The sequence below is a fragment of the Erythrobacter sp. QSSC1-22B genome, from assembly GCF_001678665.1.
Taxonomy (GTDB): Bacteria; Pseudomonadota; Alphaproteobacteria; order Sphingomonadales; family Sphingomonadaceae; genus Qipengyuania.
The window spans coordinates 167,681-186,514 of the sequence record NZ_LZRP01000001.1 but is presented as its reverse complement, the minus strand read 5'-3'; the positions used below and the strand labels follow the sequence as shown (position 1 = coordinate 186,514).

Annotated in this window: 16 protein-coding genes; 5 read left to right on the top strand and 11 right to left on the bottom strand. The window is 64.7% G+C overall.

Translation table 11 applies throughout. The features are described 5' to 3' along the window. Positions 1 to 3: 3 nt before the first annotated feature. Complete coding sequence (locus A9995_RS00865; RefSeq protein ID WP_067607845.1) at positions 4 to 1,449, top strand: sensor histidine kinase KdpD; 1,446 nt, start codon at positions 4 to 6, stop codon at positions 1,447 to 1,449. A gap of 54 nt (positions 1,450 to 1,503) precedes the next feature. Here A9995_RS00865 and A9995_RS00860 read toward each other — a convergent pair whose 3' ends face one another. Together A9995_RS00860 and gltX are read right to left on the bottom strand one after the other, a co-directional pair. Continuing rightward, on the bottom strand, positions 1,504 to 2,790 hold the full coding sequence (locus tag A9995_RS00860; RefSeq protein ID WP_067607842.1) for a citrate synthase: 1,287 nt from the start codon (positions 2,788 to 2,790) through the stop codon (positions 1,504 to 1,506). Between the two features lie 17 nt (positions 2,791 to 2,807). Continuing rightward, positions 2,808 to 4,259 carry a glutamate--tRNA ligase gene (gltX, locus tag A9995_RS00855; RefSeq protein WP_067607839.1) on the bottom strand — a complete coding sequence of 484 codons (1,452 nt, stop codon included), beginning with the start codon at positions 4,257 to 4,259 and terminating at the stop codon, positions 2,808 to 2,810. Positions 4,260 to 4,380: 121 nt separating this feature from the next. Here gltX and A9995_RS00850 point away from each other — a divergent pair, with 121 nt between their 5' ends. Next, positions 4,381 to 6,468: a ComEC/Rec2 family competence protein gene (locus tag A9995_RS00850; protein ID WP_369815787.1), complete on the top strand. Its 2,088-nt coding sequence runs from the start codon at positions 4,381 to 4,383 to the stop codon at positions 6,466 to 6,468. A 19-nt stretch (positions 6,469 to 6,487) separates the two neighbouring features. Here A9995_RS00850 and lexA read toward each other — a convergent pair whose 3' ends face one another. The 9 genes from lexA to A9995_RS00805 all read right to left on the bottom strand — a co-directional run bounded on the left by lexA (position 6,488) and on the right by A9995_RS00805 (position 15,663). Beyond that, positions 6,488 to 7,177: a transcriptional repressor LexA gene (gene lexA / locus A9995_RS00845; RefSeq protein ID WP_067609399.1), complete on the bottom strand. Its 690-nt coding sequence runs from the start codon at positions 7,175 to 7,177 to the stop codon at positions 6,488 to 6,490. Between the two features lie 86 nt (positions 7,178 to 7,263). Beyond that, positions 7,264 to 8,460: a molybdopterin molybdotransferase MoeA gene (locus A9995_RS00840; RefSeq protein ID WP_067607833.1), complete on the bottom strand. Its 1,197-nt coding sequence runs from the start codon at positions 8,458 to 8,460 to the stop codon at positions 7,264 to 7,266. Next, entirely contained in the window at positions 8,457 to 8,948 is a 492-nt protein-coding gene (gene moaC, locus A9995_RS00835; RefSeq protein ID WP_067607830.1) for a cyclic pyranopterin monophosphate synthase MoaC, read from the bottom strand. The genes A9995_RS00840 and moaC overlap by 4 nt, the downstream gene beginning before the upstream one ends. Beyond that, the gene (trpC, locus tag A9995_RS00830) at positions 8,945 to 9,745 is read right to left on the bottom strand and encodes an indole-3-glycerol phosphate synthase TrpC (protein ID WP_067609397.1); all 801 of its coding nucleotides are present in this window, start codon (positions 9,743 to 9,745) and stop codon (positions 8,945 to 8,947) included. The genes moaC and trpC overlap by 4 nt, the downstream gene beginning before the upstream one ends. Next, positions 9,739 to 10,737: an anthranilate phosphoribosyltransferase gene (trpD, locus tag A9995_RS00825; protein ID WP_067607827.1), complete on the bottom strand. Its 999-nt coding sequence runs from the start codon at positions 10,735 to 10,737 to the stop codon at positions 9,739 to 9,741. The genes trpC and trpD overlap by 7 nt, the downstream gene beginning before the upstream one ends. After that, complete coding sequence (locus A9995_RS00820) at positions 10,734 to 11,333, bottom strand: aminodeoxychorismate/anthranilate synthase component II (RefSeq protein ID WP_067607824.1); 600 nt, start codon at positions 11,331 to 11,333, stop codon at positions 10,734 to 10,736. Before A9995_RS00820 ends, trpD begins: the two co-directional genes overlap by 4 nt. Further along, entirely contained in the window at positions 11,330 to 12,190 is an 861-nt protein-coding gene (locus tag A9995_RS00815; protein ID WP_067607821.1) for a phosphodiester glycosidase family protein, read from the bottom strand. The genes A9995_RS00820 and A9995_RS00815 overlap by 4 nt, the downstream gene beginning before the upstream one ends. Then, a complete protein-coding gene (gene trpE, locus A9995_RS00810; RefSeq protein WP_067607819.1) occupies positions 12,187 to 13,716 on the bottom strand; it encodes an anthranilate synthase component I in 1,530 nt (509 codons plus the stop codon). The genes A9995_RS00815 and trpE overlap by 4 nt, the downstream gene beginning before the upstream one ends. Before the next feature lie 9 nt (positions 13,717 to 13,725). Beyond that, positions 13,726 to 15,663: a peptidyl-prolyl cis-trans isomerase gene (locus A9995_RS00805; RefSeq protein WP_067609395.1), complete on the bottom strand. Its 1,938-nt coding sequence runs from the start codon at positions 15,661 to 15,663 to the stop codon at positions 13,726 to 13,728. A gap of 200 nt (positions 15,664 to 15,863) precedes the next feature. Here A9995_RS00805 and tpiA point away from each other — a divergent pair, with 200 nt between their 5' ends. From tpiA to A9995_RS00790, 3 genes are all read left to right on the top strand, one after another. Next, positions 15,864 to 16,625 carry a triose-phosphate isomerase gene (gene tpiA, locus A9995_RS00800; RefSeq protein ID WP_067607815.1) on the top strand — a complete coding sequence of 254 codons (762 nt, stop codon included), beginning with the start codon at positions 15,864 to 15,866 and terminating at the stop codon, positions 16,623 to 16,625. Positions 16,626 to 16,708: 83 nt separating this feature from the next. Beyond that, entirely contained in the window at positions 16,709 to 17,080 is a 372-nt protein-coding gene (gene secG, locus A9995_RS00795) for a preprotein translocase subunit SecG (protein ID WP_067607812.1), read from the top strand. A 104-nt stretch (positions 17,081 to 17,184) separates the two neighbouring features. Then, positions 17,185 to 18,819, top strand: coding sequence for a CTP synthase (locus A9995_RS00790; RefSeq protein WP_067607809.1), 1,635 nt, complete (start codon positions 17,185 to 17,187; stop codon positions 18,817 to 18,819). The last annotated feature ends 15 nt before the right edge of the window (positions 18,820 to 18,834 follow it).

The window sequence follows — 18,834 nt, the reverse complement described above, 5'->3', positions numbered from 1 at the left end:
GTGATGGCCACGGTGGGAACACGCTATCTGGCGCAAGGCTCGGTCGATGCCGAGGGGCGGCTAACCGCGGCAGACGAGCCGCTCGCGGGGCTTCAGTACGCCTGCGGCGGGGAGATCGGAGCGACGGTCGCCATTCCGGAATTGCTGGCACTGGTTAACAAGGCGCAGCGCTTCGGGCTGCGATTGGCGCGCCAGTTTCGCGCGACCGATGGCGAGGAGCGGATCACCGCGTGGGTCGAAATCGAGCCTGCCACAGCAAGTGACGGCACGGTGGCCGGCTGCGAGCTGGCGATCGTTTCGTGGCAGACCGAGGACCTTCCGCCCGAAGACGAAGTCGAAGCGGCAGCGCGGCGCAGCGAGATCGCGCGCAACCTTTCCGATCTGACAGCGCGGCTCGATCCCGAACAGAAGGTGCTCTCGGTCGAGGTCGAGACACCCGACCTCACGCGGCTTGAACTGGCGATGCAAGCGGGCCTCGGACGGCCCTGGACAGATTTCGTCGACTTTCCGGGCAATACCCACCGCCAACCGCTGCACTGGCGGCTGCTCGATGGCGCGGAATGTACGGTCGAGGGTTCCAAGCGCAGCTGGACCGCACATCTCGAACCGCTCGGCCAGCCCGAGCCCGGTAGCGCAGGCTTCGTGCTGTATCTCTCCGCCAACAAGCCGCTGGGCATTCAGGAGCTGGAACTGGGAGAGGCGACAACGCCGGGTACGCCATCGCTGGGGCGCGATATCTCGCCGGTGCTGCGCCAGCCGATCAACCGCATCATCGCCAATGCCGAAACCATCCGCACCAAGCTCGCCGGACCCCTCGCCGAGGAATACAGCGATTACGCCGCCGATATCGCAACCGCGGGCCAGCACCTGCTGTCGTTGATCGACGATCTTTCAGATCTGGAGGTGGTCGAATCGCAGGATTTCGTCACCGCCCCGGACCGCATCGATCTGGGCGACGTAGCGCGGCAGGCCTGCGGTATCCTCGGAGTTCGTGCGCGCGAAAAAGGCACCACTTTGGTGCCGCCGGTCAAGGGCGAGAGTCAGCTGGCGATCGCCGAATTCCGCCGGGTGCTCCAGATCCTCATCAACCTGATCAACAATGCGATTCGCTACTCGCCCGAAGGCAGCCAGATATGGGTCCGGCTCGACCGGATCGGTCAGCGTGCGCTGATCACCGTCGCGGATCAGGGGCATGGCATCCCCGAGAACCAGCAGGAAAAGGTCTTCGAGAAGTTCGAGCGGCTTGGCCGTAGCGGCGACGGCGGCTCGGGTTTGGGGCTTTATATCTCGCGCCGGATCGCGCGCGCGATGGATGGCGATCTGACCGTCGAAAGCGGGCCGGGGCAGGGGGCTCGCTTCACGTTGTCGGTACCCGCAGCGGAGGAATTGCGCAGCCGGCCTCGCGAAGGGCCGGGCACGAACCCGGGCGAACTGCCTGACGGAGGGTGAAACGAAAAAGGGGCGCCGCAGCGCCCCTTTCCCTTAGAGTATCGCGATCGAGCCTCAGCGCTTGTCCATCGACAGATAATCGCGCTCGGTCGGGCCGGTGTAGAGCTGGCGCGGACGACCGATAACCTGGCCGGGATCGGAGATCATCTCGTTCCACTGTGCGACCCAGCCCACGGTGCGCGCCAGAGCGAACAGCGCGGTGAACATCGTGGTCGGGAAGCCGATCGCCGAGAGAATGATGCCCGAATAGAAGTCGACGTTCGGGAACAGCTTCTTCTCGCGGAAATAGTCGTCGTTGAGCGCGATCTCTTCGAGCTGCAGCGCCGTCTCGAACACCGGGTCCTTGACGCCGAGCGAGTCGAACACCTCGCGAACGGTCTTCTGCATCACTGCGGCGCGGGGGTCGTAATTTTTGTAGACGCGGTGGCCGAAGCCCATCAGCCGGAAGGGGTCGTTCCTGTCCTTGGCGCGCTCGATGTAATGCGGGATGCGATCGGGAGTCCCGATCTCCTTGAGCATGTTGAGCGCCGCTTCGTTGGCGCCCCCGTGTGCGGGGCCCCACAGGCAGGCGATGCCCGCCGCGATGCAGGCGAAGGGATTGGCACCCGAGGAGCCTGCCAGCCGCACCGTCGAGGTCGAGGCGTTCTGCTCGTGATCGGCGTGGAGGATGAAGATGCGATCGAGCGCCTTTTCCACCACCGGGTTCACCTCGTAAGGCTCGGCCGGGACGCCGAAGGTCATGCGCAGGAAATTGCCGGTGTAGGACAGGGAATTGTCGGGATAGACGAAAGGCTGACCGATCGAATATTTGTAGGCTGCGGCCGCGATGGTCGGCATCTTGGCGATCAGGCGATGGCTCGAGATCTTGCGGTGATCCGGGTCCGAGATGTCGGTCGAATCATGGTAGAAGGCCGACAGCGCACCGACCACGCCGCACATGATCGCCATCGGGTGCGCATCGCGACGGAAGCCGCGATAGAACTGCATCAGCTGCTCGTGCAGCATGGTGTGGCGCGAGATCGTGTAGGTGAAATCGTCGAGCTCTCCCTGGCTCGGCAGGTCGTTGTTGAGCAGCAGGTAGGCGGTTTCCATAAAGCTCGAGTTCTCGGCCAGCTGCCCGATCGGGTAGCCGCGATGGAGCAGGACGCCTTCCTCGCCATCGATGAAGGTCAGCGCGCTTTCGCAGCTGGCAGTGGACTTGTAGCCGGGATCGAAAGTGAACTTGCCGGTCGATCCATAAAGCTTGCGGATATCGACCACGTCGGGTCCGCAGCTGCCCTGAAGAACGGGCAAATCCAGGCTGTCGGTGCCGATTTCGAGTTTTGCCTGCTTGTCGGTCATGCCTGCCTCCTTGGCTGTTAGCTGTTGTTGTTTGTGCCTGCGGGATTGGCAGCCTGCGCGTCAATACGCGCCAGCGCCTCGTCCTTCCCCAACAGGACCAGTACGTCGAAAATGCCCGGGGATGTGGTTGTCCCGGTGAGCGCAGCGCGCATGGGCTGAGCGAGCTTCCCGAGACCGAGCTCGAGCCGTTCGGCAAGTGCCTTGGTAGTGGCCTCGAGGGTGTCGATTGTCCAGTCATTTTCCGCGTGCAAAGCCGCGGAAACATGGGCCAATCGGGCGCGGCCATCATCGTCCAGCAACGCCGCTGCTTTGTCGGTCATGGCGAGCGGACGAGTGGCAAACAGGAAGCCGGCGCCATCGGCCAGTTCGCCGAGATGCTTCGCGCGCGGTTTCAGCACCGGCATGGCACGGGTGAGCAGGTCCCGGTCCACTCCGGACCCGATCCTTTCGGCCACCAACGTGGCCAGCCGCGCATCGTCGGCTTCGCGGATATAGTGGCCGTTGAGGTTCTGCAGCTTCTTGATGTCGAAGCGCGACGCGCTCTTGCCGACGCCAGCGAGGTCGAACAATTCCACGGCCTCGTCGCGCGTGATTTCCTCGCGGTCGCCATGACCCCAGCCAAGCCGCAGCAGGTAGTTGAACAGCGCTTCGGGGAGCACGCCCTCCTCGTCGCGATAGGCTTCGACGCCGACCGCACCATGCCGCTTGGAGAGCTTGGCGCCATCGGCGCCGTGGATCAGCGGCACATGCGCATAAATAGGATCGGGCCAGCCGCCCTCGATCGCATCCATCGCATGGTAGATCGGCAACTGGCGAAAGGCGTTGTTGAGATGGTCGTCGCCGCGGATGACATGGGTGACCCCCATGTCGTGATCGTCGACCACAACTGCGAGCATGTAGGTCGGGGTGCCATCGGCGCGGAGCAGGACGTAATCGTCGATCTCGACATTCTGGACCGTCACGCGGCCTTGGACGGCATCGTCGATCGCGGTCTCGCCCGCAGTAGGGGTCTTGAGCCGGACGGTGAACGGCACGCCTTCGGGTGCCTCGCCCGGATCGCGGTCGCGCCAGCGGCCATCGTAGCGCATCGGCTGCTTGGCGGCGCGCTGTTCGGCGCGCATCGCTTCCAGCTCCTCGGAGGTGGCGAAGCATTTGTAGGCGTGACCCGCTTCGAGAAGCGCGAGCGCGACGTCGCGGTGGCGATCGGCGCGCTGCGACTGGAAAACCGCCGGTTCGTCGTAATCCAGCCCGAGCCAGTCGAGCCCGTCGAGAATCTTGTCGATCGCGTCCTGGGTCGAGCGCTTGGCGTCGGTGTCTTCGATCCGCAGCAGCGCCTTGCCGCCGTGATGGCGGGCAAACAGCCAGTTGAATAGCGCCGTACGCGCACCGCCGATATGCAGGAAGCCGGTGGGCGAGGGGGCGAAGCGCGTCACGACCTGTTGTGCTGTCGCAATGCTATCGCTTGCCATCGTCTCGCGTTTCCCTTCAAGTGAATGCATGGCGACGCCGACAGCGTCTGAGGTGCCGCATCCGGGGGCCGGGGGGCCGAGCGATGCTGCAGTGCAGCGCCCATGGCGCAAGCGGCTCCGCTTGTCCAGCTTGGGCGATGCCGCTGAAAACTTCTTCAACAATGCCGGATCCGACCGCGGACCTTGGCTGACGGTGGCCTTTGCGATCGGTATCGGGACCTGGTTTCTGCTCGATTCCGTGTGGCAATGGGTCGGCTTCATCGCTTGCTGCGTGTTCGCTGCACTGGCTGCGGCCGCCATGTGGCGCGGACGCGGAGACCGGGTCCGGCTACTCGTGACTGCAGTATCGGTATGCATCATGCTGGTTGCAGGTGTGACAACGATCTGGGCCCGCTCGGAGATGGTCGGCGCAAAGGCGATCGATTATCCGCAAATGATGCGGCTCGACGCCCGGATTCTCGAGCGCGACGAGCGGCCCGCCGAAGATCGCACCCGTTTGGTCCTAGCGGTGCGCGACGCCGCATCGGCACAGGCCATGAAGGTGCGGATCAACGTGCCGCTGGCGAGCGACGATCTGGCCTTCACGGAAGGGGCGCGAATTCGACTGCGCGCCAGGCTGATGCCCCCAGCATCGCCGATCCTGCCTGGGACCTATGATTTCGCCAGAGCGGCCTGGTTCGAGGGGCTCGCGGCTACGGGTTCGCTCGTCGGCGATATCGAACTCGTGGAACCAGCGGTCGAGGTCGATGCGCTGGCGGGCGCACAACGACGGCTGAGCGCGCATGTCCGGAAGCGACTTGATGGATCGCCGGGGACGATCGCCGCGGCCTTTGCCAGCGGGGATCGCGGTTCGATCGCAGAAGGCGACGATATCGCCATGCGCGATTCCGGGCTTTACCATCTGCTTTCGATCAGCGGCGTCCATGTCAGCGCGGTGATCGCCGCGGCCTACTTTCTTGCGATGAAACTCCTCGCGCTGTGGCCGTGGCTGGTGCTGAGGGTGCGTCTGCCGCTGGCCGCCGCCGCAATCGGAGCAGCGGCAGGGATCGGCTACACGCTGTTGACCGGCGCCGAGGTCCCCACGGTCCGAAGCTGTGTCGCGGCGCTGCTGGTTCTGCTCGCAATCAGCCTGGGGCGCGAACCGCTGTCGATGCGAATGGTGGCGGTGGCCGGGTTCGTGGTGCTGCTGATGTGGCCCGAAGCGCTGGTGGGGCCCAGCTTCCAGATGAGCTTCTCCGCAGTGATCGCGATCGTCGCGCTGAGCGGGGCGGGCTGGGTGAAGCGGTTTCTCGCCGCGCGCGAGGAAAGCTGGTTCGCCAGAACGGGGCGGCGCGTGTTGATCCTGTTCCTTACCGGGCTGCTGATCGAGTTCGCGTTGATGCCCGTGGTGCTGTTCCACTTCCACCGTGCAGGCTTCTACGGCGCCTTTGCCAATATTGTCGGGATACCGCTGGTGACCTTCGTCACCATGCCGGCGCTTGCCCTGGCGCTCCTGCTCGATCTCGTCGGCATGGGCAGGCCGATCTGGTGGGTCGTGGGATATTCGCTCGAACTGCTACTTGTTCTGGCGCGTGCCGTTGCCGAGCAACCCGGTGCGGTGAAGCTCTTGCCGCAGATGCGTCTCGGCACGCTGCTGACGATCCTGGCCGGTCTTGCCTGGCTGGCATTGTGGCGGGGCGGCGCGCGCGCATGGGGACTTGTGCCGGTGATCCTGGGAACGTCGATGTTCCTCGCGACGCCCAAAGCCGACCTGTTGATCAGCCGCGACGGGCGCCATGTCGGGATCGTCGGCCAGGACGAACGGCTGCTGGTGCTGCGCGACAGCCGCAGTTCCTATGCGCGTGACAATCTTCTCGAAATGGCAGGATCGACCGGCGAGGTGATCCCGCTCGACCGCTGGCCGCAGGCGCGGTGCACGCCGGAATTCTGCACAATCACCTTACGCCGAGAGGGCCGCGACTGGCACGTCCTGATGGCACGCAGTCGCGGGATGGTCGAAGAGCGCGCGCTCGCCGCAGCCTGCGACCGCGCCGACATCGTCGTTGCCGAGCGGTTTCTACCCCGCAGCTGCCGGCCCTTGTGGCTAAAGGCAGACCGCCGGTTCCTCGAACGCGAGGGCGGGGCACTGGTCTATCTCGATGAGGGTCAGGTGCGCACCGTTGCGCAAGCGCAGGGAACGCATGGCTGGTGGCGCGGGACGCGCGAATGACTCAGCTTAGCAAACCCGCTCAGTGGTAGCGGCGCAGAAGTCCTGCGAGCTTGCCCTGAACCTGGACCTGATCGGGACGATAGACCTGAGCCTCATACGAGGAATTGGCCGGATCGAGCGTAATCCGCCCGTCCGCACGCCGCAAATATTTGAGCGTCGCTTCCTCGTTGTCGACGAGCGCGACAACGATCTCGCCGTCTCGCGCGGTATCGGTCCGGCGGATGAGCGCGAAATCGCCATCGAATATGCCTGCCTCGATCATGGAATCGCCGGAGACCTCGAGCGCGTAGTGATCGCCGGGGCCAAGCAGCGCGGCGGGTACGGGAAGGCTCGACTGCCCCTCGATCGCCTCGATCGGGGCGCCGGCTGCGATCCGGCCGTGCAGAGGGAGTTCGATCACGTCATTGGCCGGTTCGCGCGGCACGGTTTTGGCGGCGAGTGGCGCAACGATCGTATCATTCGCAGGCTTGGGCCCGCGACTGGCAGGCACCGCGTCTTCGGGCGTCCGGATGACCTCAAGCGCACGTGCGCGATTGGGCAGGCGGCGGATGAAGCCGCGTTCTTCCAATGCACTGATCAACCGATGGACACCTGATTTCGACTTGAGATCCAGCGCTTCCTTCATTTCTTCGAACGAAGGAGAGATGCCGTTTTCCTCCAGCCGCAGCTGGATGAAGGAGATCAGTTCGTGTTGTTTGCGGGTCAGCATCGCATGGTCCTTGTGCCAGAAGCCCGGCGTAACGGGCGAACGAACACGGAACAAGTACGAAACAAACGCGGCGTCGTCAAGTCTGCTCAACCGAGCATCAGGCAGTCGATCGGATCGCCGATACCGGCGGCCGGTGCGTTTGCCGGACGAATGGCGAGCGCATCAGCCTGCCATAGCGCGTGAAGCGCACCGCTGTCCTGATTGCCCAAGGGATGGATGGTCCCTTCGATGACCTGCACACGAACGAAATCCTGGCGGCTACCGACGGCAGGGAGTGGCGTGCCTGCGCGATACTCCCGTGTTTGGGGCAGTGCTTGGGTTGCGCCGAGCAGAGTGCGCACCAGCGGGAGAAGCAGAACCTGTGCGGTGACGAAGGCGGAAACGGGATTGCCGGGGAGTCCCAGAACGATCGTTTGGCCAAGTTGCGCAACCATAACCGGCTTTCCGGGGCGCATCGCGAGACGCCAGAATTGCACGCTGCCACCCAGCCGCGCCAGCGCTGGCTGGAGCAGGTCGTGATCGCCCACCGATGCGCCGCCGGTGGTGATGATGATATCGGCATCGGCCTGAGCGGCGAGCGCATGGGCGAAAGCGTCGATGCGGTCGGGGACGTTCGGCGGAAGCGTCGCATCGACCGGGCAGTGCGCGAGGATCGCCGCCAGCATCACACCGTTGCTCGCCGGGATATGCGCCGGCGTGGGCAATGGTGCGCCGGGAGGCACCAGCTCGTCGCCAGTGTCGAGGATCGCGACGCTCAGCCGGCGATGAACCGGCAGGGTACCGTGCCCGGCCATCGCGGCGAGCGCGATCAGCCGCGCATCGACCGGCGTACCTGCGGGCGCGAGCAGGGTCTCGGGCTCGAAATCATGTCCGGCGCGACGGATATGCGCGCCTCGCTCGGGTGGGCCTTTGCCCGCGAGCCGCAGCGTGTCACCGCTCCGCTCGGCATCTTCCTGGACCATGATCGTATCGGCGCCATGGGGCAGGATGGCACCGGTTGAGATGCGCGCAGCCTCGCCAGAGCTCAGTGTCGCAGCGTATGGCCGCCCCGCTGCGCTCTCGCCCGCGATCCGCCACGGCCCCGGCAGATCGCCCCACGCGATCGCATAGCCGTCCATGGCCGACAGGTCGGCGCCGGGCTGGCGGCGCCTGGCAGTCAGCGGACGGGCGAGATAATGGCCAAGGCAATCCGCGAGCGGCAAGTCGATTATCGGGCCTGGCCGGGCGAGGGCGAGCAGCCGCTGCTGCGCTTCGGCCAGCGGCAGCAGCGCGCCGCCGCTCATGGTGTGTCGGTATCCGTGGGTGGCCCCACCCAGTCGCCTGACTTCCCGCCGGATTTGGCGAGCAGCCGCACCGGGCCAATGGCCATTCCCTTGTCCAGCGCCTTGGCCATGTCGTAGATCGTGAGCAGCGCCATGCTTGCGGCAGTCAGCGCCTCCATCTCGACCCCGGTCCTGCCGCTGGTACGGACCCGGGTTTCGACGCGAATGCCGCTCTCACGATAGGCAAAATCGACGCTGACGCCGGTGATCGGGAGCGGATGGCACAGCGGGATGAGATCGCTTGTCCGCTTGGCCGCCATGATCCCGGCAATCCGCGCAGTACCCAGCACATCGCCCTTCTTGATGTCGCCCGCACGGATGGCGGCCATGACCTGCGGCGTTATCGCAATGAACCCTTCGGCGACTGCCTCGCGCGCGCTGACGATTTTGTCCGAAACATCGACCATCTGCGCTGCGCCGCTGGCGTCGAGATGGCTGAGGTCGCTCAATGCGCGCTCGATCCCGTCAGCAGCTCGCGCGTGGCATGCTCGATATCGCTCTGCCGCATCAGCGCTTCGCCGACCAGAAAGCTGCGTACGCCGCGTTGGGCCATGCGCTGGCAGTCTCGATACGTGAAAATGCCGCTTTCACAGACCAGCAGATAGCCTTCCGGGACGAAGCCTGCGAGTCTTTCGGTGGTTGCGAGGTCGATTTCGAACGTCCGCAGGTCGCGGTTGTTGATGCCGACAAGACGAGATCTAAGCTTGAGGGCGCGTTCGAGCTCGGCCTCGTCGTGGACCTCGATCAGCACGTCCATGCCAAGCTCGATTGCGGCGCTTTCGATATCGGCCATCTGCATGTCGTCTAGCGCGGCAACAATGATCAGCACAGCGTCCGCACCCAGCGCACGGCTCTCCGCGACTTGCCACACATCGACCATGAAATCCTTGCGCAGACAGGGCAGCGCGCAGGCGGCGCGCGCCGCGATCAGGAAATCGTCATGCCCTTGGAAATAGGGCTCATCGGTGAGCACCGACAGGCATGCGGCGCCCCCCGCCTGATAGGCGGCGGCGTGCGCTGCGGGGTCGAAATCCTCGCGGATCAGACCCTTGGACGGGCTGGCGCGCTTGATCTCGGCGATCAGCCCGAAACCGCTCTGCGAGGCTTGCCCCAATGCCCGGGAAAACCCCCGCGGGGCGCTTTGTTCTCGGGCCAGGCGTTCGAGGTCCGCGAGTGAGCGGTGCAGACGTCGCTCGGCGACTTGCTCGCGCTTGACCGCGCATATTTCCTGCAGCTTGTTCACGATGTCGCCGCCATCGCGATCCACCGCGCCAGCAATTCCTCGGCGGCACCGCTGACGAGCGCCTCGTGAGCGATCTCGACGCCATCGATCCAGTCGGCGGCCTTGCCTGCGACGATCAGCGTAGCCGCCGCGTTGAACACCACCGCATCGCGGTAGGGCCCGGGGGCGCCCGCCAGCAGTGCCTGGAGCGCCTTGGCATTATGGACGGCATCGCCGCCGCGGATCGCCTCGACGGAGGCATGAGGCAATTGCGCCATTGCAGCATCGACCCGGCGCATCTCGAATGCATCTCCGCGGACATCGGCGAGTTCATTGCCGCCCGCCAGGCTCAATTCGTCGATCCCCTCGTCGCCCGAAACGATAAAGGTGCGTTCGGTACCCAGCCGCGCCTTGGCCGCGGCGTAAATGGGCACATAGGCGGGACGGGCGATCCCGATCAGCTGGCGCTGGACGCCCGCCGGATTGCACAGCGGACCCATCAGGTTGAAGATCGTCCGCTTGCCGATCCGCTGGCGGATCGGTTGGATGCGAGCCATTGCCGGGTGATGGTTCTTTGCGAAGAGGAAGCAGATGCCGAGCTCGGCGAGCGTTTTTTCGGCACTGCGCCCGGCGGCTTCCATATCGAGACCGAGCGCTTCGAGAGTATCCGCAGCGCCCGATTTGCTGCTCGCCGCGCGATTGCCGTGCTTGGCCACCGGCACGCCGGCTGCAGCGACCACCAGGCTCACCGCAGTGGAAACGTTGAGCGTGTGGTGCCCATCGCCGCCGGTGCCGCAGCAATCGACCGCGCCCTCGGGTGCCGCGATCGGCACGAGCCGGCTGCGCAGCGCCCGGGCAGCGCCCGCGATCTCGTCACTGGTTTCGCTGCGTTCGGTCATCGAGACCAAAAAACGCGCCAAGTCGTCGTCGTCGACCTTGCCGTCGAGTACCCAGCCGAAGACTTCTTCCGCCTCGCTCTCGTTCAGCCTTGTTTCGGCGGACGGAAGCTGATTCATGACGGCACCTTTGCATCCAAACCGCAGAGGTTCAGGAAATTGGCGAGCAGCGCGTGGCCATGCTCGGTGGCGATGCTTTCGGGATGAAACTGGACACCGTGGATCGGCAGGTCGCGGTGACGAAAACCCATTGCACAGGTGCCGTCCAGTCCGGGAGTTTCGCTGGTCGCGTTCACCTCGAGCAAATCGGGAATGTCCTCGACCACGAGCGAGTGATAGCGCGTTGCGATGAAAGGCGAGGGCAGGGCTTCAAACACCCCGCTGCCGTCGTGCGCTACCGCGCTGGTTTTGCCGTGCATCAAGCCGCCCTGAACTACGCGCGCGCCGAAATGCTGGCCGATTGCCTGATGCCCCAGGCAGACCCCAAGCAGCGGCAGGCCCGCGTCGGCGCAGGCACCGACAAGATCCAGGCTGATGCCCGCTTCGTTGGGTGTACAGGGTCCCGGCGAAATGAGCACACCCTGTGCGCCGCTGACGATCACGTCACGCGCGCTCAAGGCATCGTTGCGCTCGACGCGCACCTCGGCGCCCAGTTCCATCAGATAATGGACCAGGTTGAACGTGAAGCTGTCGTAATTGTCGAGGACGAAGATCATTCCGCGGCGCTGTCCCTTTTTTCGACCACGATCAAGGGGCCGAGCGCCGCACCGGTATCCAGCCTTTCGGTCGACGGATTCCACAACGCCGATACATTTCCGTCGAGATACAAGGCGTTGCTGACGGATAGTTCATCACGATAGAACCGCGCCAGCTTGCCAAAGGAAACCGGCGCGTTGGAAATCACAAAATGCGCCCGGCCTCGAGCATCGATGCCGACGCTGTTGCGAATAAGGCGCGATTCCCCATCGGACGAAATCTCCGGGTGCAGCTTGCCATCGATGACCAGCATCGGTCCCGACTGGGTCCCGAACTCGGGGCGCTCGCTGACATTGGCGAGGAAATCGGCGGTGGTGCGAATCTCCCAGCTTTCTCCGCTGCCGAAGAACACGCCGTTGGGATCGAGGTGAAAATTGCCCTCGCCATCCTGCGTGTTGAGTGTCTTGAGCCTTTCGGAACCCTCGACATAATAACCGATCGGATCGCCATCGTCGTCGAACATGCCCGCGTTCATGGCAAAGGCGACGGTCTCGGCGTCGCGGTCACCGGCAAAGGCGGAGAGGTTGCGGTAATTCTCACCATCGGTTCCGGCAAGATCGGTGGCGATGCGGTGGCGCGATGGAACCGCAAGACAATGGGTAAGCGATGTGTTCTCGAAGATGACCGAACGACAAGCGGATTCCACCTGACTTGCAATAGCCGCCTGGGCGTCTTCGGCAGTGGTGTCATCCGCTGGGGTGCCAGTCGAATTGCCGCGGCCGATCTCGGCCCGGGCCACCGGCTCACCTTCCGGCTGTTGTTCGCAGCCAGCAAGCGACAAGGCGGCAAGCACCAAAGTGAAGAGGCGCTGCTTCACTGGCTATCTCCATACTCGTTCGCGATGCGAAAGGCTTCGTCGGCGGCGGCGCGCAGCGCCCCTGCCTTGGCCATGCATTCGCGCAATTCATAGTCCGGGTCGCTGTCGGCGGTAATCCCGGCGCCGGCCTGGACGTGCATCGTGCCGTCCTTGAGCACCGCCGTGCGCAGCACGATGCAGCTGTCGAGCGAACCATCGGGTGCGAAATAGCCGACCCCGCCGGCATAGGGGCCGCGCGCTTCGGGTTCGAGCTCGGCGATGATCTCGCAGGCGCGCAGCTTGGGAGCGCCGCTGACCGTTCCCGCTGGAAAGCCCGCAAATAGCGCGTCCAGCGCATCCCTGGCCGGATCGAGGCGACCGACGACATTACTCACGATATGCATGACATGGCTGTAGCGCTCGATGGTGAAGCTGTCGGTTACGGCAACGCTTCCCGCTGCCGCGACGCGGCCGACGTCGTTGCGCCCAAGATCGAGCAGCATCAAGTGTTCTGCGCATTCTTTCGCGTCGGCCAGCAGCGACTCCTCGGCAGCGCGATCGGCCAGCGGCGTCGCACCGCGCGGGCGCGTCCCGGCGATCGGCCTCACGGTGACCTCACCGTCGCGGACCCTGACGAGGATTTCCGGGCTCGAGCCGACGATTGCGAAACCGGGCAGGTCGAGGAAATAGAGGAAGGGCGAGGGGTTCACCCGGCGCAGCGCGCGGTAAAGTTCGATGGGTGGCAGCGGGAAAGGGCAGGTAAAACGCTGGGCGAGCACGACCTGGAAGATATCGCCTGCGACGATATAGTCCTGCGCTTTCGCCACCATCGCCCGGTAGGCCGGTGCCTCGACCTGCGGTGACAGAACCGCTTGATTGGGCACAGCCGCGACCGGGCCGGAGTGGGGGACGGGCTGGGCAAGGCGGTCGAGTGCTTCGTCGATGAGCCGTTCGGCTGCTGCGATTCGCTCGTCGCCAGTCGACTCATCGCCCGACGCCTCGTCGCCTGGCCAAATCGGCGCAACACAGAACAGCATGTCGCTCAAGGTGTCGAACACGAGAATCAACGTGGGACGCACGAACATCATGTCTGGCAGGTCGAGCCCGCCGCCAGTGGCGCAAGGCAGGTCCTCGACCAGTGCGATGGTCTCGTAGCCGAAATATCCGACCAGACAGGACAGCACCGGCGGCAGCTCGTCGGGAACATCGATCCGGCATTCGGCCACGAGTTCGCGCAAGGCGGGCAGCGTCTCGGAATCGCAGGGCAAAAAGCTCTCGCGATCCTGGTCCCAGCGGCGGTTGATCGTCGCCTTCCTGCCATCGGATCTGAACACCAGGTCCGGCGCCAGCCCGAGCAGGCTGTAACGGCCGCGGACCTCGCCGCCCTCGACGGACTCGAGCAGGAAATCACCGCGCTCGGGCTCGAACAGCTTCAGCGCGGCGCCGACGGGCGTCTCGGTGTCGGCGAGAACCCGCCGCCAGACCAGCGCCGGGCGACCGGCACTCAGTTCGGCGGCGGCATGCTGGGCGCCCTGCGACCGGGTCAGCGCAGCCTCCTAGCGCTCGCCGGTCAATTGGCGACGGACCGCGTCGATGGCGGTCTGGTTGCGTTCGACCCCCATCGTTTCGCGCATCGCGATCACCAGTTGATCGGTGTATTCCTGGCCCACTGTGTCGCCCAGCTGAGATTGAGCCTGCGCGATCAGCGGATCGTCGTCGGCCATCTCGCCGAGTTCGATGGCGTCGAGATCGACCACAAACCAGCCGAGATCATTGGTCGCCTCGAGCCGCTTGCTCGTCCCCTGCGCCATGCTGAACAGCAGCGCGAGCGGCGGCGGGATCCGCTGCTCCGCCTGGCGCGCGAGATCCTCGCGGGTGAGATCGATCTGTTCGGCGGCCGGAACGGTTACATCTTCTGCCGCCAGCGCTCTCGCCATGGTAGCACCGCCGCGCAGCCGCGCCAGGACCCGGTCCGCCGCAGCGCGCGCTGCCTGCGAACCCTGCGCCAGCTTCCAGTTCGTGACGACATCCTCGCGGATTTCGGCCAGCGGCGCGGCAGCCGAGGCGGTGATCGCAGCGGCCTCGAAGACCGCAAAACTCTCGCCGCGCGCCACTTCACCGACCTGCGGCTGGCTTTCTTCCATCTGGAAGGCGGTCGCGAGCACCGGTTCGATCTCCTCGGCGATAGTTTCCCCCTGCGTCCCGTAGATGCCGCCATCTGCGGTGACGGGGCGGGTGTTCCGGACGTCGAGCCCAAGATCCTGCGCGATTGCGGTGAGCGTTTCGCCCTCGTCGATCCGTTCCTCGATCTGCGCCGCAAGATCGACCAGCGCGCGGACACGCTTTTCCTCGCGGATCGTCGTGGCGAGCTCGTCGCGGACCTGCGCGAGGCTGCGCCCCTGCGCGGTATCCACCGCATCGACCCGCGCAACATGCCAGCCCAGCGCGCTGCGCGTCGGCTCGGTGATTGCACCGCTGGCCGCATCGAAATAGGCCTGAGCCACAGCCGGAGAGGCTTCGTCGGCGATCTCGGCGCGCGACTGCTGCTCCAGAGTGGATGCCCGGAAGCCGGCTTCCTGCGCTACCGCCTCGAACGAGGCACCGCCGGCGACGCGCTGGCGAATGGACTGCGCGGCCGCTTGCGTCGGGACGATCAACTGGGTGAAGCTACGGGTTTCGCTGGCAGCATATTGGGCGCGGTTTTCCTGATAACGCGCAGCGATCTCGGCGTCGGTCGGGACGATTGCAGCCTCAATCGCATCTTCACCGAACAGGGCGTAGCGGATCACGCGGCGTTCGGGACGGATGAAATTGCCGCGATTTTCCTGATAATAGGCCTGCAATTGGGCTGCGGTGGGATCGTCGTCAGGGAAAAAGGCGCCCGATGGCAGAAAGCCGATTGCGCCCTGGCGGCGCTCCTTGAACAGCCGGGCATAGCGGGCAGCGAGCGAGCGTGGGATGGTGGCGCCGAAGCTGGCCGGAACCAGCATCTGCTGCGCAAGGAGGCCCGAGCCGATATCCTGCCGGACAATAGCATCGCTCAACCCCTGCGCGGCCAGCGCCTGATTGTAGGCATCGGCGCTGAAATTGCCGTCGGCGCCGCGAAAAACGCCGATCTGCCGGATTTCGCTGTTGATCAGATTGTCGCCCGCACGCAGGCCGAATTTTTCTGCATAGGTCGAGATCGAATAGCGGGCGATCAGCTGATCGAGCACTTCCTCAAGACCACCCTGGGCAATAAAGGCCGGCATCGACAGCGCCGGATTTTCCTGCCGCAACCGATCGAGCGACGAATTGGCCGACTGGACGAGTTCGGCGCTGTCGATCCGGTCATCGCCCACCACCGCAACGCGTTCCCCGCCGGCGACACCGCCGAACGTGCCGGTATTGGCGACATCGCTGCTGGCAAAGGCGAACGCAATCAGGCCAAGGAAGGCAAAGGTGATGGCCAGGCCGAACTTCGACTTGAAGAAACTGCGGAAAAAAAGAAGCATGGCAGGGAAGCTATCCGAAAATTCGTGGTTGCAGGCGAAACCGCCGGCCCCGGGCGGGGCCATTGCCCGACGCTTTATCCGCGCTGCGACCTTGCCGCAACAGGTGGCGAAGGTTTTGACGCGGAACGCCGGGTCGGCTAGCGGAGCCGGCCCGCCATGCCCATATCGGCGGTCACTCAAACATACAGCAGGATGAACGCATGGCCGAACGGCCCTACATCGTTGGAAACTGGAAGATGAACGGCACCCGCGCCATGCTTCCCGAAGCACGGGCGATCGATCGGGCCGCGCAGCGCAACATGAAAGTGGAGGTGGCGATCGCGCCGCCTTTCACGCTGATTCATGCGGTCCATCGCGAAGCGGAACAGATCGGGGTGGGAGCGCAGGACTGCAGCTGCGACCCCGACGGCGCGCACACCGGCGATATCTCCGCCACCATGGTGGCCGATTCGGGGGCGAAATTCGTTATCCTCGGTCACAGCGAACGTCGTAGCGCCCATAACGAAACGGATGCGATGGTCGCGGCCAAGGTCCGCTCGGCGCTCGATGCGGGCCTGCGAATCATCCTGTGTTGCGGCGAAAGCGAAGCGACGCGCGACAAGGGCGAGGCCGAAAGCTTTGTCCTGAACCAGCTGCGGACCAGCCTTCCCGAAACGGACAATGCCGCCGAAAAAGTTACCGTCGCCTATGAGCCGATCTGGGCGATCGGCACTGGCAAGACCGCGAGCCTCGAAGATATCGAGGCGATGCACGGCGCGATTCGCGCGTTGCTGGTCGAGACCTATGGCGAGGAAGCGGGCCCGGCGGTGCGTATTCTCTATGGCGGTTCGGTAAAGCCGGAGAACGCTCGCGAAATTCTCTCGCTTTCCAATGTCGACGGAGCGCTGGTGGGGGGGGCAAGCCTTTCTGCAGAGAGCTTCCTGGGTATCGCGGTCGCCGCATCCGAAGCCGAAGAGGCGTAAAAACGCCTGCTCTCCTGTCGCGGTCTTGTCGCGGCGCACGGCTGCGCCTAGATGCGGCGAGCACATCCTGATACGGAATTTCCATGTTTCTCTTCCTTACCATTATTCAGGCGATCGTCGCTGCAGCCCTCGTCGGCGTCATCCTGATGCAACGTTCGGAAGGTGGCGGCCTCGGTATCGGCGGCAGCCCCACCGGCATGCTAAGCGCCCGCGGAGCGGCGGATTTCTTGACTCGCTCGACTCGCTGGCTGGCTGTGCTGTTCGTGGCGCTGTCGATCGCGCTGGCCGCGGTCGCTGCCAGCACCGGCGGCGCGGACACTCTGGAAACGACGCTCGATCGCTCCGTGACGCCGGTCGAAAACAGCGATCCGCTCGGTAGCAATCCGCTCGGTGGGAGCACTCCTGCACCTGCGACCGCTCCGGCCGAGCCGGCAACCGACCCGCTCGCTCAATAAAGTTGTCGCTGCGGAAACATCTGTGGATTGAACGCCTCGGCGGGCGTTCCATCTGCCGAATGCGCTTGCGCCGACTCCCGATGCACGACTAACAGCCACCTCCCATGGCGCGGTACATTTTCATCACCGGCGGCGTGGTCTCCTCGCTCGGCAAAGGTCTCATGGCGGCATCGCTTGCAGCGCTGCTGCAGGCGCGCGGCTACAAGGTCCGCATTCGCAAATTCGATCCCTATCTGAATGTCGATCCGGGGACGATGAGCCCCTATCAGCATGGCGAGGTCTATGTGACCGACGACGGGGCCGAGACCGATCTCGACCTCGGCCATTACGAACGCTTCACCGGCGTTTCCGCGCGACAATCGGACAATGTGACCTCGGGCCGGATCTATCAGCAGATCATCGCGCGCGAGCGCCGCGGCGACTATCTGGGCGCCACCGTCCAGGTGATCCCGCATGTCACCGACGCGATCAAGGAATTCGCGCTGGCCGACCAGGGCGACCACGATTTCATCCTGTGCGAGATCGGCGGGACGGTCGGCGATATCGAGAGCCTGCCGTTCATGGAGGCGATCCGCCAGATGCGGAACGAGCTGGAGCCGCTGCAGACGCTGTCGATCCACGTTACGCTGGTGCCTTACATCGCCGCGGCGGGCGAACTGAAGACCAAGCCGACGCAGCACTCGGTCCGCGAACTGGCGAGCCTGGGCATCAAGCCCGACATGCTGCTGTGCCGCGCCGAACGGCCCATTCCGGAAAGCGACCGGCGCAAGATTGCCCAATTCTGCAACGTCCGCGCCGAAGCGGTGATACCCGCGCTCGATGCGAGCTCGATCTATTCGGTGCCGCTGCAATATCACGGCGAAGGGCTCGATCGCGAGGTACTGCGCGGCTTTGGCATCACCGATGCGCCCGAGCCCGACCTTTCGCGCTGGTACGACGTCGTGGATCGCTATTCCAACCCCGAGGGTGAGGTCACGATCGGCGTCGTGGGCAAATATGTCGGCCTGCCCGATGCCTACAAATCGCTCAACGAGGCGCTGGTCCATGGCGGAATGGCGCACCGGGTGAAGGTCAACATCCGCTGGATCGACGCCGAAGTGTTCGAGCAGGACGATGGCGATATCGCCGCCCAGCTCGAGCCCATGCACGCCATTCTCGTGCCCGGCGGGTTCGGCGAGCGCGGTTCGGAAGGAAAGATCGCGGCAGTGCGCTTCGCCCGCCAGCGCAAGGTCCCGTTCTTTGGGATCTGCCTGGGGATGCAGATGGCCTGTATCGAGGGCGCGCGCGAGGCCGGCTTCGATGCCGCCTCGTCGACGGAGTTCGGCACGACCAACGAACCGGTGGTGGGCATCATCAACGAATGGATGAGCGAAGCCGGGTTGCAGCAGCGCGCCGAGGATGGCGATCTTGGTGGCACGATGCGGCTGGGTGCCTATGACGCGAAGCTGGCCGGCAACAGCCATGTCTCGCGGCTCTATCACGGGGCGACCACGATCTCGGAGCGCCATCGCCACCGCTACGAGGTCAACAGCGCCTATATCGAGCCGCTGGAGAAGCAGGGACTGGTGTTCTCCGGGATGTCGCCCGACGGCTTGCTGCCGGAGATCGTCGAACGCCCGGACCATCCATGGTTCGTAGGAGTGCAATTCCACCCCGAATTGAAGTCGAGGCCCTTCGATCCACACCCGCTTTTCGCCGGATTCGTCGGTGCGGCGCTCGAACAGGCGCGGTTGGTCTGAATTTTTTACTGGCCG